The organism is Brevibacillus thermoruber 423, assembly GCF_000454065.1.
GTDB lineage: Bacteria > Bacillota > Bacilli > Brevibacillales > Brevibacillaceae > Brevibacillus > Brevibacillus thermoruber.
Genome location: NZ_KE695649.1, coordinates 594,719 through 608,928 on the forward strand (window position 1 = coordinate 594,719; position 14,210 = coordinate 608,928).

General features: G+C 60.4%; 14 protein-coding genes. 10 read left to right on the forward strand and 4 right to left on the reverse strand.

Going from position 1 to position 14,210, the window contains the following annotated elements:
- Positions 1–108 precede the first annotated feature (108 nt).
- Positions 109–456, forward strand: coding sequence for a hypothetical protein (locus M516_RS0107850; RefSeq protein ID WP_029098634.1), 348 nt, complete (start codon positions 109–111; stop codon positions 454–456).
- Positions 457–586: 130 nt separating this feature from the next.
- Here the strand turns inward: M516_RS0107850 and M516_RS0107855 are convergent, their stop codons facing one another.
- Positions 587–2,014, reverse strand: a complete 1,428-nt coding sequence (locus tag M516_RS0107855; protein WP_029098635.1) for a L,D-transpeptidase family protein — start codon at positions 2,012–2,014, stop codon at positions 587–589.
- 64 nt (positions 2,015–2,078) lie between these two features.
- Here M516_RS0107855 and M516_RS0107860 point away from each other — a divergent pair, with 64 nt between their 5' ends.
- A complete protein-coding gene (locus M516_RS0107860) occupies positions 2,079–2,552 on the forward strand; it encodes an AAA family ATPase (RefSeq protein ID WP_029098636.1) in 474 nt (157 codons plus the stop codon).
- A gap of 90 nt (positions 2,553–2,642) precedes the next feature.
- On the opposite strand, the gene M516_RS0107865 is transcribed toward M516_RS0107860, so the two are convergent.
- Positions 2,643–3,515, reverse strand: a complete 873-nt coding sequence (locus M516_RS0107865) for a YwqG family protein (RefSeq protein WP_029098637.1) — start codon at positions 3,513–3,515, stop codon at positions 2,643–2,645.
- Positions 3,512–3,751 carry a hypothetical protein gene (locus M516_RS23015; RefSeq protein WP_051188137.1) on the reverse strand — a complete coding sequence of 80 codons (240 nt, stop codon included), beginning with the start codon at positions 3,749–3,751 and terminating at the stop codon, positions 3,512–3,514. Before M516_RS23015 ends, M516_RS0107865 begins: the two co-directional genes overlap by 4 nt.
- A gap of 270 nt (positions 3,752–4,021) precedes the next feature.
- On the opposite strand from M516_RS23015, the gene M516_RS0107875 reads away from it, so the two are divergent.
- Positions 4,022–5,596 carry an FAD-dependent oxidoreductase gene (locus tag M516_RS0107875; RefSeq protein ID WP_029098638.1) on the forward strand — a complete coding sequence of 525 codons (1,575 nt, stop codon included), beginning with the start codon at positions 4,022–4,024 and terminating at the stop codon, positions 5,594–5,596.
- A gap of 86 nt (positions 5,597–5,682) precedes the next feature.
- Here the strand turns inward: M516_RS0107875 and trmB are convergent, their stop codons facing one another.
- Positions 5,683–6,327 carry a tRNA (guanosine(46)-N7)-methyltransferase TrmB gene (gene trmB, locus M516_RS0107880; RefSeq protein WP_029098639.1) on the reverse strand — a complete coding sequence of 215 codons (645 nt, stop codon included), beginning with the start codon at positions 6,325–6,327 and terminating at the stop codon, positions 5,683–5,685.
- A 449-nt stretch (positions 6,328–6,776) separates the two neighbouring features.
- Between trmB and M516_RS0107885 the strand changes: the two genes are divergently transcribed.
- The 7 genes from M516_RS0107885 to M516_RS0107915 all read left to right on the forward strand — a co-directional run bounded on the left by M516_RS0107885 (position 6,777) and on the right by M516_RS0107915 (position 14,208).
- Positions 6,777–7,280, forward strand: a complete 504-nt coding sequence (locus tag M516_RS0107885; protein ID WP_029098640.1) for a C40 family peptidase — start codon at positions 6,777–6,779, stop codon at positions 7,278–7,280.
- Between the two features lie 208 nt (positions 7,281–7,488).
- Positions 7,489–8,388 (forward strand): MurR/RpiR family transcriptional regulator, encoded by a 900-nt coding sequence (locus tag M516_RS0107890; RefSeq protein WP_238550933.1) that lies wholly within the window; start codon positions 7,489–7,491, stop codon positions 8,386–8,388.
- A gap of 101 nt (positions 8,389–8,489) precedes the next feature.
- A complete protein-coding gene (locus M516_RS23020) occupies positions 8,490–10,010 on the forward strand; it encodes an ABC transporter substrate-binding protein (protein ID WP_051188138.1) in 1,521 nt (506 codons plus the stop codon).
- Between the two features lie 47 nt (positions 10,011–10,057).
- Positions 10,058–10,972 carry an ABC transporter permease gene (locus M516_RS0107900; protein ID WP_029098642.1) on the forward strand — a complete coding sequence of 305 codons (915 nt, stop codon included), beginning with the start codon at positions 10,058–10,060 and terminating at the stop codon, positions 10,970–10,972.
- Between the two features lie 15 nt (positions 10,973–10,987).
- Positions 10,988–11,902, forward strand: coding sequence for an ABC transporter permease (locus M516_RS0107905; protein WP_029098643.1), 915 nt, complete (start codon positions 10,988–10,990; stop codon positions 11,900–11,902).
- Between the two features lie 34 nt (positions 11,903–11,936).
- Positions 11,937–13,052, forward strand: a complete 1,116-nt coding sequence (menC, locus tag M516_RS0107910; RefSeq protein WP_029098644.1) for an o-succinylbenzoate synthase — start codon at positions 11,937–11,939, stop codon at positions 13,050–13,052.
- Positions 13,053–13,056: 4 nt separating this feature from the next.
- The gene (locus M516_RS0107915; RefSeq protein ID WP_035289084.1) at positions 13,057–14,208 is read left to right on the forward strand and encodes a M20 peptidase aminoacylase family protein; all 1,152 of its coding nucleotides are present in this window, start codon (positions 13,057–13,059) and stop codon (positions 14,206–14,208) included.
- Positions 14,209–14,210 lie beyond the last annotated feature (2 nt).

A 14,210-nucleotide genomic window follows, 5' to 3' on the forward strand; every position in this document is an offset into this window, starting at 1 on the left:
ACGACTAACAGTGGAAATCTGCTGCACAGTTAGCACATTTTCGAGTATTTGCACTTCCTCTCCCGCGTGGTACAATACACATAAATCGGGAGACAGGAGGGACGGTCTATGACTGACTTCGCACAAGTGGATTTGCGGGCGTTTTTTGTAGAGCAGTTGCGGCGGGCCAAGGTGAATTTTGAACGTGCTCTCGACTGTAAACACACCGATTTTGACGATTTGTATCCGTACATGAACGAACAGCCCCAGTTCTTCTGGTATAAACGCTACGTGGCGTGGTCCGAACTGCTGACCGTCGTTCGTCTGGCGGAAGAGTTGGGGATCGAGTGGACGGAAGAATTCAGCGACCAGCAGGTGGAGTTTATCAAAGGCAAAGTCCTGCAGGGCAAGGTGCTGGATCAGTGGAATCCGGAAGAAGAACAGGAAGAAGAAACCCTGAGCCATATGGAAGAATAAGAAAAGCGCGTTCCCACAGCGGGAGCGCGCTTTTTTGCCGTCGATCCGCCTTTGCCTGTCCATCGGTTGCAGGAGGGCCGCTCTCCGCATGCCGGATGTGACCCGGACAGCGGCTTGTTCGTCCTTCCTGTTAATGAAGCCAATGATAGACGACGCGGGGCGTTTCCTCGTCGCGACCGGCCGGCAGGACGAGCGCTGCCGGGTTGGCCCACCGGGGAACGGGAGCGGCATGGGCGGAGATGATCACTTCCGTTCCCGGCGCGGCAAACGTGTACAGTTCCTCGACGTCCCGGTTGTGCAGGCGAATGCAGCCAAGCGAGACCGACTGGCCGATGCTGGCGGGATGGTTGGTGCCGTGGATGGCGTAGCCGTCGCTCTGAAAAATCAGGCCGCGCGTTCCGTAGATGTCGCCGGGGCCGCGGGGACGGCTGATTTTTTGCAGCACGGAAAAGTAGCCTTTCGGCGTCGAGCCGTTTTTGCCGATGGCGATCGGATAGCGCCGGACGAGGTGTGGCCCGCTGGTCAGCGTCATCGTGTGCGAGTCCAGGTGGACGTGAATCTGCAGCGGCTCCAGCGGCACCGACGGCTCCGGATAGCCGCGCAGCGGGACGACCTGGCGCATGCTTTCCCAGGCGGCTTCCGGGCGAAACGCCGCCGGCCGGTACGCCCAGTCCGATGATCCGTACCAGGCAGGCGGCGGGGGAATCTCCGGCAGCGCGTTGCCGGGATAGGCGCCGGCCAGGTCGCTCAGCCGCCGGGGCAGGCTCCCTTTTTGCTGGTAGCTGCGGTACAGGGCGCTGCGCAGGATCAGCAGGTGTTCCAGCGTGCGCTGTTCCTCCGCGAGCTGGAGCTTGGCCGTCCGCACCGCCGGATTCTGGTCGCAGGCGCAGGGACGGTCAAACCACTGCTGGCTCAAGACGGTGCGGCTGACGGGGTCATACCGCAGGAGACCGCGCAGTTCGCCCGGCCGGTAAAACAACAGCGGCGTAAACAGCGGCGCCCCCGTCACTTCCGGGACGGCCAGCACCGTGTACGGCTGTGTGAGCGCAGGACGGCGCCCTCTCACATAGTCGTACACGTGATCGCGCAGCCGCTTGCCGTCCATGCCGGCCGGTACGGCGATCACTTCCACGTGCGGCCGCTCTAGGACGGATGCGTTCCTTCCATCGAGGGAAGCGGCGCCTGTCGGAGCCGCCCGGTCCGGCTCCGACAAGAGCCCCGGCGAGAAGGCAAATTGGGCATGGAAAAACAAAAGCGAGGCGAGCAGCAGGCGGATTCTGCCGGCCCACAACCGCCGCCTGCGCCTGCGCAGCAGGTCCTGATAGGCGGCGGCCGCCTCTTCCGAGAACGGGCCGTGCCTGGCGTGCAGCGCCCGGCGGTACGCGGCCAGCGCCTCTTCCGTTTCGTTCCGCATTTCCCGTTCGCGGCCGAGATGGTACCAGCCGATGGCCAGGTCGGGATGCCGTTCGACGAACCATCGGTAAAAGGCGAGGTCGTTCTTGTCCGGATAGGTCATGTGAAACGTGCTTTTTTCCTGGAGAAACTGTGCCTTGTTCACCGCACTCCCTCCTTACTGGAAGTATCGGCCGGGAAGAGGGAAAACGTGAGAGAGGAGGAGAGACATGATGTATCTGCATGCCATCATCTTGCGCAGGGAGCTGTTTCCCACGCAGGCGGGCTACCCGTTTTCCCTGCCTGCGTACCAGGGCGTGGACGAAATCCCCTTGACCAGCAGCGTCACCTTTTTTGTCGGCGAAAACGGCTCCGGCAAGTCGACGCTGCTGGAGGCGGTCGCCTACCAGTGCGGCTTTCACACCGCCGGCGGCGGCCGTCACAACCTCTACCACGTGGACCGGGCGGAGGCGACCCTCTCGCCGATGCGGCAGATCGCGTTTTTATACCTGATGCGGGAGTTGGTGGAGGAAGGAGCCCAGTTTCTCATAGCCACCCACTCGCCGATCCTGATGGGATTCCCGGGCGCCCGCATCCTCAGCTTTGACGAGTCGCCGCTGGCGGAGGTCCGCTACGAGGAGACGGAGCACTACCAACTGACCCGCCGCTTTCTGGAGAATCCCCGGGCCTTTTGGGACATCTGAAGCAAATGCGCCGCTGGTGCCTGCTTTCGCGGGAAGGACCGTTCGACAGCCGGCCCCAGGCTGGCGGGCCAGCATGTTTTCCGGCCCTGCTCAGCCGCACTGCTCGATGCAAACGACGCGGGAAAAGTCGCCCCGCTCCAGCGCCTCCTGCTCGATCCAGAAGTAAAGGCGGCCGACGTCTCCCCACATCATCCCCGTCTTTTCCTCTTCCGAATCCACCTGGAACAGCAGCCGCCAGCGGGTCGCTCGCTGCAGCGCCGCCTGATCGTTTCTGTCCGTGGAGGGATCGGCCAGAAGCTGACATTCCCGCTGCATGTCCCCCTGTATCGGGTCGGGACAGCCGAGCAGGCGGTTTTTCATGTCGTCCGGATGAAGAAACCGCTCCTCAACGCGTTGGCCGAATACCTCCCAGTACCGGTCGAAATCGTCCCGGTTTTCGTTCCAGCTCATGCCAAGCTGCTCGATGTCGCACGACTCGCCCGGCGGCACGGTCCACTCCACAAGATAGCGGAGGGAGCAGGGAGAGAAGCGGGCGGGCGGATCGTAATCGTCCAGCTCCTCGGGCGGCGCGGTCCGCTTCAAGCCGGCACCGTCCGGGTCCGGTACAAACAAGACCCTGGCTGTCTCCATGCTGTCGTAGAAATCCTTGTCGTCGTACATCGCCGCCGCGGCGAAAAAGAAGAGGAGCAATCCCCGCTCCGGCAGTATGTTCTCCGGAAACGGGGGCAGCTCGGCCAGGTTGATCTGCGCCAGGAACGACAGCGGATACGACTTCCAGTACGGCCAAGGCGTTCCCGCCGGCAGGTCGGGGCAGCCGCCGATTTTGGACGAGCCGGGGGACAGCGCCTCCTCGTCCACCGGATGCGTGAAAATTCGGAAAGAAGGGCGGATGAGCGGTTCGAAACGCTCCGCGTAGCGTGACAGCCCCGCCTCGTGAAACAAGGACAAAATCTCTTGTTTCATCGGTTCTCCTCCTTGTTGTCCGGCAGGCTCCCGGCAGTCGTCTCACGCATCAAGCGGATCAGCTCGCCCAGCTTGGCGTTGCGTTCCCGGTCGCTTTCCGTCTTTTGCTTCATGAAGCGGAGCAGACTGACGAGAACGTACACGATGAACCCGTAAAAGGCGAGCGTCAGCAGCAGGGGAACGAGCATGAAAAAAGACGGCCCCACATCAAGAGCAGTCCTTCCAAAATTCAGCATGCGAATCTCTCCTTTCTTAGAAAAAAATGGCATACACGACACGATTATTCTATCATGGCTTCATGCAGCCGGCAAAAAGAAGAAGCCGTGACACTTCCCGTCTGCGTCCGATTGTGAACCATTCGTGAACAGACGGCCGTTTGGCGACATGTTCCTGATCGTTTGCTTGCCACCCGGCAGCCCATCTCATACAATAAAAAAGAACAAATACTTGAAAAAAATGGGATAAAAAGGATTTTTAAATGGACGAAGCGGAAGGAGTGCATGCACATGATACGGGAATTTCATGCCGACCTGGTCGTCATAGGCGGGGGCGTCGGCGGCTGTGCGGCTGCCTTGGCCGCCGCCAAACTGGGCAGAACCGTCGTCATGACGGAAGAAACCCCCTGGATCGGCGGGCAGCTCACCAGCCAGGCCGTTCCGCCGGATGAACACCCCTGGATCGAACAGTTCGGCTGTACCCGCAGTTACCGGGCGTTTCGCGACGGCGTGCGCCGCTATTACCGCGATGTTTATCCGCTCACGGAAGCGGCGAGAGCCGTCCCGTACCTCGACCCGGGAAACGGATCGGTCAGCCGCCTCTGTCATGAACCGAAAGTGGCGCTGGCCGTTCTGCACCAGATGCTGGCTCCGTATGTCAACAGCGGCAGGGTGACCGTACTCGTCCGGCACAGGCTTGTGGCGGCCCGTACCGAGGGAGACCGGATCGTCTCCGCGACCGTCATCCATCTGGAGACGGGGGATCGCTTGGAACTGGCGGCTCCTTATTTTCTCGACGCGACGGAGTGCGGCGACCTGCTTCCGCTGGCCGGTGTCGAGTACGTGACCGGGGCGGAATCCGTCGGCGAAACGGGAGAACCCCATGCGCTGGAAGGGGACCCGCAGCCGATGGACATGCAGTCGTTCACGTACGTGTTTGCGATGGACTATCTGGAAGGGGAAGACCATACGATCGACAAACCGGCCAGCTATGAGTTCTGGCGGAACTACCAGCCCGATTTCTGGCCGGACAAGCTGCTGAGCTGGACAGGCGTGAAGCCGGATACCCACGAACCCGTCCGATACGAGCTGTTTCCGGGGACGGACCGCTTCTCGCTGTTTCTCTACCGGCAGATCGCGGACAAGGACAACTTCGCCGCCGGTTTGTACCCGAGCAGCGTCACGCTGGTCAACTGGCCGCAAAACGACTACTGGCTCGGCCCGATCATCGACGTCAGCGAGGACGAGCGGACGCACCATCTGCATCAGGCGAAACAGCTCAGCCTGTCGCTCTTGTACTGGATGCAGACGGAGGCGCCCAGGCCCGACGGCAAACAGGGATATCCCGGACTGCGCCTGCGCCGGGACGTCCTTGGAACGGACGACGGATTGGCCATGTCCCCCTACATCCGCGAATCCCGGCGGATCCGGGCGGAGTTTACCGTGCTCGAACAGCACGTCAGTCCGGCGTGCCGCCCAGACGGCAGGGCGGAGACGTTCGAAGATTCCGTCGGCGTGGGCTGCTACCGGATCGACCTGCATCCCAGCACGGGCGGCCGGAACTACCTGTACATTCCCTCCCTGCCGTTCCAGATTCCGCTCGGCAGCCTGATTCCCCTCCGGATGGAGAACCTGCTGCCGGCCTGCAAGAATGCGGGGGTCACGCACATTACCAACGGCTGCTTCCGGCTCCACCCCGTGGAGTGGAATATCGGCGAAGCGGCCGGCTTTCTGGCCGGCTACTGCCTCGAGCGGGGGCTTTCCCCCCGCGCCGTCCGCAACACGCCGGAAGATTTGGCCGATTTTCAGCGGCTCCTGGTGCGGGAAGGCGTCGAGCTGGCCTGGCCGTCGATCGGCCCGGTCTGAGCACCAACCAAAACAACAAGCGCGGGAAAGCCATCGCTGCCCCGCGCTTGTTTCGTTTGTTTCTGGTTGACGGATGCCGGGGCGTGTTACTCCGGCAAAAAAATGGCTTCCGTCCGGTAGATGCGCTGTCCGCGTGAGGAGAAGCGCTCCTCGTACTCGGTCATCACGTTGTCCGCGGCAAACGGCGAGTTGTGCAGGTCAAACGTGATGTGGCGCAGTTGAAAACGCTGGTCCGAGAACTGGTTGAGCGAGAACTCGAACAGCTTTTCGTTGTCCGTCTTCAGGTGAATCTCCCCGTACGGCTTCAGCACCTGCTTGTACGCCATCAGGAAGTTGGCGTGGGTGAGGCGCCGTTTGGCGTGCCGCTTCTTCGGCCAGGGATCGCTGAAGTTGAGGTAGATGCGGGACACTTCGCCCGGCACAAACAGGTCGGTCAGCATCGCCGCATTGTACTGGACAAAGGCCAGATTGGGGATCGCCCGCTTCTCCGTCCGCTGGGCGGCGCGCAGGATCACCTCCGCCTTCAGTTCCACGGCGATGAAGTTGATGTCCGGATACTTTTCGGCCAGCGTGTTGATGAACCGCCCTTTGCCGCAGCCGATTTCCACATGAATGGGACGGTCGTTGCCAAACCGCTCGCTCCATTTGCCGCGATAGGAGACCGGGTTGTCCACAAACGTGGGATATTCGCGCAGGGCCTCCTCGGCGCCTGGGATGTTGCGCAGTCGCATGAAAACATGAACCTCCTCTTTACCCGACACGCGTGCGTTTTCAGCACGCTGCCCATGACAAGCTCCTATTTACTGTACGACGAGTCGGCCCAGGTTGCAAGCGTTCATCCAGAAGACGGGCTACTGCCAAAAAGATACAGACGTTTCAAGGGCGAAACGGAATGTGTTGGAAGTTTCCCCAGACCAAAACCGCATGACGGCGGAACAAGCCGGGATCACGCCGGATAAAATTGGCAGATTTTCGTGGTAGTTTATGGGAAAAGCCGATGCAGAAAAGGGGCGGAATCGCCCGTCGTTATGGGAACGACATTGTCAAGCGGAAATGTCCTCCAGGCACGACAGGCGGAATTGGTAGGAATTTGAGAATTATCAACCGGTGACGGGATGGTAGAGTAGAGGACGAGCGTGAAGTCAGCCATACGATTTCGCAACAAGGGAGGAGGAACAGCATGAAACTTCACAAAACGCTTGCCGCCATTTTGATGGGAACAGCTCTCGGCGTCACCGGGGTGGTGGCTCCGCTTCCCGGCAATCACGATGTGGCTGAGGCGAAATGGACCCAATCCCGGGCGGATAAAGTCATTCAAGTGGGTACCAAATATCTCGGCACGCCGTATAAATTCGGCTCGAAAAGCAGCACGACACGCACGTTTGACTGCTCGTCGTTTGTTCAGCGCGTCTACCGTGAAGCGCTGGGAATCAGCCTGCCGCGCACGTCCCGTTCACAGGCCAAAGTAGGGGTGAAAGTGTCCAAGAACAGCTTGAAAAAGGGCGATCTGGTCTTCTTCCGCTCGTCCAGCAGCAAACCGACGTCCACCTACATCACGCACGTGGCGATCTATGCCGGCAACAACAAACTGCTGCATACCTACGGCAAACCGGGCGTGACGTTTACCAATTTCCGCGGCACGTCGTGGGAGAAGCGCTTCGTTACGGCCCGCCGCGTCCTGTAACCAACCGAGTCGCGAATTTGTGGCACGTATCCAGTTGAACGGACAATCGCGGCGCGGCGCGCCGGCCCAATCCCGCAAGTGCATAAAGCCCCTTCGGCGGAGGGGGCTTTTTTATGGAGAAAAAATATTTTCTGAAAAATGAAAATGTAAGCTATTTTCTATCGACATTTTGTGTGGTATAAAAGGAGTAACCTTCCTGAAGGATTTCATGCATCATAGACAAAACATGAAGGATTTCATCCTGCAAAAGAGGGTGGGAGACGTTCGCATGTCGTTTGATCAGCTTGTCAAGGAGTCCTTTGCCCAACTGTCACCAGGGCAAAAAAAGGTGGCGGAGTATCTGCTGCAAAACATTGAGAAGGTCGCGTTCAGCACCGCGGTACAGATCGGTCGGGAAGCGGACGTCAGCGAAACCACCGTGATCCGCTTCGCCTACGCCCTGGGCTTCGGCGGTTTTTCCGAGATGCAGGCCGCCATCCAGCAGCACGTGCTGCAAACGAATACCGCCCGGCTGGCCGATTCGTCCCCTCCCTCGGGAGAGGAGCAAAACCTGTTTGCCAGGGTCATCGAGCGGGATATCGCCATCTTGCGCCAAACCCTTCACCAGCTCAATGAGCAGGACGTATGGACAGCCGTCGATTGGCTGCTGCAAGCGGATCGGGTGCTGGTCGTCGGCTACCGCGCTTCGTACGCGGCCGCGCACTGGTTTTCCTTCATGCTGCGCATGATCCGCCCGGACGTACTGCTGCTTCCGTTCAGCGGCGAGACCGAGGAGAGGATCGTCAGCTTAACCGAACGCTCCGTCGTCTTGATCATCTCGTTTCCGCGCTATACCAGGCAAAGCGTCCGGGTGGCGGAAGCCTGCAAGCGAATGGGGGCCCGGCTCATCGCTGCCACCGACCGTCTCCTCTCGCCTGTCGGGCGCCTATCCGACCTGGTGTTTATCACCGACATCAACATCGAATCGGGACAATACTCCAACGCGTCCGTCATCAACCTGCTCAACCTGCTGTTTGCCGCCATCACAGTCAAAACGGACACGCGCCCCCAGAAGAGGATGAAACAATTGGAGCTGTTGTACTCCAGTTGGGACGTTTTCGTGGAATAAGCGGATCGAATCAGAAAGGGAGGTGATTGTGCTGGTTTTCTTTTTGGGTTAAATATTCAGTTTATTATGAATAATACGAGTTTTGTGAAGGAGGTATATCAATGAAACAAGCGAGACTGCCCGGTCTGTTGGCTGCCATCATGTCGATTGTCTTCGTCTTGGCCGGCTGTTCTTCGTCGTCTACTTCGGAGGGGCAGAAGGAACTGGTCGTGGCTTTTGATTCCGACGTCCCCACCATGGATCCGCACATGCACAATGAACCCAACGCCATCACCATCAACTGGCACATCTTTGACTCGCTGCTGTACCTCTCCCGCGATCTGAAAATCGAACCGGGGCTGGCGGAGAGCTACGAGCGAAAGGACGATTTGACCTGGGTGTTCAAACTGCGCAAGGGGGTAACGTTCCACAACGGGGAACCGCTTGACGCAGAGGCCGTCAAGTTTTCGCTGGAGCGGGTGCTGAACGAACAGCAGAAGAGTCCGCAGCGCGGAAATATCAGCGCCATTTCCACGGTCACCGCAATCGACCCGTATACGGTGGAAATCAAGACGAAAGAGCCGTACAACCTGCTGCCGCACCGGTTGTTCTACCTCAGCATCGTCCCGCCGAAATACCTGCAGGAGGTGGGAGACCAGGGCTTCGCGGAAAAACCGGTAGGAACCGGTCCGTACAAGTTCGTCGAGTGGGTAAAAGGGGACAAAATCGTGCTGGAGGCAAACCCCAACTACTTTAAGGGAGCGCCGAAAATCGGCAAAGTCACCTTCCGCGTCATTCCGGAGGTGGCGACGCAAATCGCCGAGCTGCAGAGCGGGGGCGTGGACATCATCCGCATGGTTCCGCCCGACATGCTGGCACAACTGGAAGGCAACCCGCAGCTTGCCGTCACCTCGACGCCGCTGCTGCGTGTCTACTACCTGGCGTTTGACACCCGGAAAAAACCGTTTGACGACGTCCGCGTGAGACAGGCGATGAACTACGCCGTCGACATTGACACGATCGTCAATAAAGTACTAGGCGGCAAGGCCGTGCGCACACCGGCGGGGGTAAACCCCAACCACTTCGGCTTCGATGCGGGGATTCAACCGTATCCGTACGATCCGGCCAAGGCCAAGGCGCTTCTGCAGGAGGCCGGGTACCCCGATGGCTTTGAAACGGAGATCCACTACTTCACGCCGGGAATCGGCCAGCAGATTGTCGACGCGGTCATTTCCGATCTCAGCAAGGTGGGGATCAAGGCCAAGGCCAAATTTTATCCGGAATCCAGTTCGTTTGTGGAGAAGCAGCGCGCCGGCGACCTGCCGTTTCGTCTGGGCCACTGGGGCAGCTACTCCGTGTATGACGCGGACGCGATTTTGCAGCCGATGTTCCACAGCGAAGGGGTGTACGGCACGTACTTCCACACGCCGGAGCTGGATCAACTGATTACGGACGCCCGCTCGTCGGTCGATCAGGAAAAACGCAAGGCGCTGTACAGCCAGGCGCAGCAGCTGCTGCACAAGGAAGCGCCGTGGATTTTCCTGTTCTCGCCCATGGACAACCAGGCATACAACACGAGACTTGATTTCCAGGCACGCGCCGATGAACGGATTTTCGCGTACGAGATCGACATCAAACAATAGCCGGGGGGATCGCTCCCCCGTTTCACCGGAAAGGAGGGAAACATCGAATGGGGACCTTGGCCACGCAGTGCCTGCGGATCGTGCTTGTGCTGTTCGGCATTTCGACAATCGCGTTCTTTCTCATTCACTTGTCGGGAGACCCCGTGCTGCTGATGCTGCCGCCGGAAGCCACGCAGGAGGAAATCGAGGCGTTTCGTCACCAGATGGGGTTTGACCGGCCGCTGTCCGAACAGTACATCAACTTTTTGTCTCAGGCGGTGCGAGGAGACTTCGGGGAGTCGCTGAAGTTTCACCAACCGTCGCTTCAGGTCGTTCTGGAGCGCATGCCGGCCACGCTGGAACTGACGCTGTTCGCCACGCTGCTGAGCGTGCTGATCGCTGTTCCGCTCGGCATCTACTCCGCCGTGAACCGCAACTCCCTGTCGGAAAACCTGGTCACCGTGGCGGTCTTTCTCGGCCAGTCCATGCCCATCTTCTGGACGGGGATTATGCTGATGCTGCTGTTCGGGGTCAAGCTTCACTGGCTGCCCGTCTCCGGCAGGGGCACCTGGGCCCATCTGCTGATGCCCGCCTTTACGCTGGCCGTCTGGGTGGCGCCGACGACGCTGCGGATCGTCCGCTCCAGCATGCTGGAGGTGCTGCAGCAGGACTACATCCGGACGGCCCGATCGAAAGGCCTGGCGGAGCGGGTGGTGATCTATAAACACGCACTGAAAAACGCGTCCATTCCCATTATTACGGTCATCGGGTTTCAGATCGGCAAACTGCTGGGCGGAGCGGTTGTGACAGAGACAGTGTTCGCCTGGCCCGGCGTCGGCCAGCTCGTCGTCAAGGCCATCTACACCGCCGATTACCCGCTGGTGCAGGCGTGCGTCGTCATCCTGGCCTTGATTGTCGCCGCGATGAACTTCAGCGTTGACGCCATGTATCGCCATCTGAATCCGAAGATCAAATCCGGCTAACGGGGAGGAAACACGATGAACGACTTGGGGGTGCAAACCGCCGACCGACCGCTTGCGGAAACCGCACAGCCGCCCGTTTCCGAGTGGAAGCGCACGTATCGCAAATTTGTGAAAAATCCCGTCGGCATAATCGGCCTGGCGATGGTGGTCATGATCACGCTCATGTCCATCGCCGCTCCGCTCTTGACCAGCCACGACCCGATTGACGTCCATCTGGAGAAGAAACTGCAGCCGCCCGTCTGGCAGGAGGGGGGAAGTTGGGAGCACTGGCTGGGCACCGACGAAGTAGGACGGGACGTCTGGGCGCGCCTCGTTTACGGCTCGCGGATCTCGCTTGCGGTCGGCTTTTTTGCCGTCGTCATCTCGCTTGTTCTGGGAACCGCGTTGGGCATGCTTGCCGGCTACTTTCGGGGCAAAACCGACTTTGCCATCTCCACCGTGATCGACATCATGATGGCGTTTCCGTTTATTTTGCTGGCGCTGGCCACAATCGCCGTGATGGGGCCCAGTCTGCTCAACATGATTCTGGTGCTCGGCCTGACCGACTGGACGCAGTACGCCCGCCTGGTTCGCAGCGAGGTGATCAATCTGCGGGAGCAGGAATTCATCCAGGCCGGCTACGCGCTGGGCAGCCGCCATTGGCGGATCATTTGGAAACACCTTTTGCCCAACTGCCTGCCCTCCGTGATTGTGCTGGCAACCTTGGCGATGGCGCGGGCGATCCTGATGGAGTCGTCCCTCAGCTTTCTCGGCCTGGGCGTCAGTTCACCCACGCCGAGCTGGGGGTTCATGATGAGCACGGGCCGTCCGTACATCGCCACGGCGTGGTGGCTGGCGACGCTGCCGGGCATCGCCATCCTGATTACGGTGCTGGGGATCAACCTCGCCGGGGACCGCATCCGCGACCTGCTCGATCCCAAGGTAGACTGACCCAAAAAACGTTAGGGAAAGGGAGTCTTGCTGCATGAAAGCCGAAAAGATCGTTCTCCGAAAAATGCGTATGACACTGAAATCACCGTTTCAAACCAGCTTTGGCACCCAGACCGTCCGCGATTTTATCCTGGTGGAGGTTCACACCAGGGATTTCGTCGGCTACGGGGAGTGCGTCGTCTCCGGCGAGCCGCTCTACAGCGAGGAGACGGTGGAAACGGCCTGGCACATCATGGAGGATTTCCTCGTGCCGATGCTGTTCGAATACGGAGAGCTGGCCCATCCCGACGAGGTGGGGCGCCTGTTTGCCCCGATTCGCCGCAACAACATGGCCAAATCCGCCCTCGAAGGCGCGTACTGGGATCTGTACGCCAAACAGCAGGGCATTCCGCTGGCCCGAGCGCTGGGCGGCACCAAGGACAGGATCGAAGTGGGCGTCAGCCTGGGGATCGAGGCGGACATCAACGATTTGTTCCGCAACGTGGAGAAATACCTGGAGCTGGGCTACCGCCGGATGAAAATCAAGATTGCGCCGGGCAAGGACGTGGAGGTGATCCGTGCGCTTCGCCAGCGCTTCGGCGGCATTCCGATGATGGCGGACGCCAACTCCGCCTACACCTTGCGGGACGTGGACGTGCTGAAGCAGTTGGACGAATTTGACCTGATGATGATCGAACAGCCGCTGGCCCACGACGACATCATCGACCACGCCAAGCTGCAGCGGGAGCTGAAAACGCCGATCTGTCTGGACGAAAGCATCCACTCGTACGAGGATGCGCGCAAGGCGATCGAGCTGGGCAGCACGCGGATCATCAACATGAAGGTGGGACGCGTCGGTGGACTGTCGGAGGCGAAGCGGATTCACGACCTCTGCGTGGAAAAGGGGATTCCGCTCTGGTGCGGGGGCATGCTGGAATCGGGCATCGGCCGGGCGCACAACATCGCCGTGACCACCCTGCCCAACTTCACGCTGCCCGGCGACACAGCAGGCTCGTCGCGGTACTGGCAGGAAGACATCATCGACCCTGAGGTGGAAGTGGCCGCCGACGGCACGATCGCCGTTCCCCAGGCGCCGGGCATCGGATTTGCGCCGGTGCCGGACCTGCTGGACAAGTACACAACGGCGGTAAACGTGATGAAGAGAGGGTAAGACCATGAGCAGCGTTCAAGCGGTTTGCCACTATCTGAAAGAGCGGCGGGACGAGATCATTGCCACGTATCACGACCTGCACGCGCTGGCTGAGCCTAGCTGGCAGGAGGAGAAAACGTCGCGGTATCTGGCTGACCGCCTGCGGGCGGCGGGCCTTCGTGTGCGGACGTACCCCGACCACTACGGCCTGACGGTGGACGTGGCCGGGCGGCGGGAGCGGGTCGTGGCGCTTCGGGCCGACATGGACGCGCTGGTACAGGAGGTGGACGGCATCCTCCGGCCCAATCACTCCTGCGGCCACGACGGCCACAGCACGATGGTCCTGTATGCCGCTCTGGCTCTGGCCGCCTGTGAGGTGCAGCCGGAATACACGCTTCGCTTCATGTTTCAGCCGGCAGAGGAAAAGGTGGGCGGAGCCCTGCAGATGATGCGGGATGGCTCGCTGGACGGCGTGGACCTCCTGTTTGGCGTCCACCTGCGCCCGGTCATGGAACTGCCCAACGGAACGGCCGCTCCCGCCATTTTGCACGGAGCGAGCGCCTCCATCCACGGCGACATTTTCGGTCTGCAGGCGCACGCGTCGCGGCCGGAGCGGGGCAAAAACGTCATTGAAACCGCTGCCGTGCTGGTTCATTCGCTTACGGCCATTCGCCTTGAAGCAGGCTGTCCGTTTTCCGTCAAAATGACCCAGCTCGCCGCCGGAGGAGAAACGTCCAATGTCATTCCCGACCGCGCCTCCTTCAAGCTGGACCTGCGGGCGCAGACCAACGCCGGCATGGACGAGCTGCAGGAGAAGACGAGAATCGTGCTGGAGCGCGTGGCTGCGCTGACGGGAACGCCGATCGAGTGGAAGCTGGCCGGCTCCGTCCCCGCCGCGACGGCACACGACCGGGCGATCCGGCTGATGCGGCAGGCGATTGCCGCCGTGCTCGGAGCGGACAATGTCGCGCCGCCGTGCGTGACGCCCGGCGGGGAGGATTTCCACTTTTACAGCTATCACAACCCGCAGCTGGCGGCGACCATGCTGGGGCTCGGCTGCGACCTGCAGCCCGGCCTCCATCATCCGCAGATGCGGTTTGACACCGGCGCGCTGGTGAACGGGGCGCAAATCCTGGCGGTGGCGCTTCTTTCCGCCGCTTTCGGAAAGGATGTGTGACA

Excerpts from the sequence above, each read along its gene's own strand:
- M516_RS0107850 (WP_029098634.1), top strand. The coding sequence starts at position 109 with ATGACTGACTTCGCACAAGTGGATTTGCGGGCGTTTTTTGTAGAGCAG.
- M516_RS0107900 (WP_029098642.1), top strand. The coding sequence starts at position 10,058 with ATGGGGACCTTGGCCACGCAGTGCCTGCGGATCGTGCTTGTGCTGTTC.
- menC (WP_029098644.1), top strand. The coding sequence starts at position 11,937 with ATGAAAGCCGAAAAGATCGTTCTCCGAAAAATGCGTATGACACTGAAA.
- M516_RS0107865 (WP_029098637.1), bottom strand. The coding sequence starts at position 3,515 with ATGAAACAAGAGATTTTGTCCTTGTTTCACGAGGCGGGGCTGTCACGC.
- M516_RS0107860 (WP_029098636.1), top strand. The coding sequence starts at position 2,079 with ATGATGTATCTGCATGCCATCATCTTGCGCAGGGAGCTGTTTCCCACG.
- M516_RS0107890 (WP_238550933.1), top strand. The coding sequence starts at position 7,489 with ATGCATCATAGACAAAACATGAAGGATTTCATCCTGCAAAAGAGGGTG.
- M516_RS0107885 (WP_029098640.1), top strand. The coding sequence starts at position 6,777 with ATGAAACTTCACAAAACGCTTGCCGCCATTTTGATGGGAACAGCTCTC.
- M516_RS0107875 (WP_029098638.1), top strand. The coding sequence starts at position 4,022 with ATGATACGGGAATTTCATGCCGACCTGGTCGTCATAGGCGGGGGCGTC.
- M516_RS23020 (WP_051188138.1), top strand. The coding sequence starts at position 8,490 with ATGAAACAAGCGAGACTGCCCGGTCTGTTGGCTGCCATCATGTCGATT.
- M516_RS0107905 (WP_029098643.1), top strand. The coding sequence starts at position 10,988 with ATGAACGACTTGGGGGTGCAAACCGCCGACCGACCGCTTGCGGAAACC.
- M516_RS0107915 (WP_035289084.1), top strand. The coding sequence starts at position 13,057 with ATGAGCAGCGTTCAAGCGGTTTGCCACTATCTGAAAGAGCGGCGGGAC.
- trmB (WP_029098639.1), bottom strand. The coding sequence starts at position 6,327 with ATGCGACTGCGCAACATCCCAGGCGCCGAGGAGGCCCTGCGCGAATAT.
- M516_RS23015 (WP_051188137.1), bottom strand. The coding sequence starts at position 3,751 with ATGCTGAATTTTGGAAGGACTGCTCTTGATGTGGGGCCGTCTTTTTTC.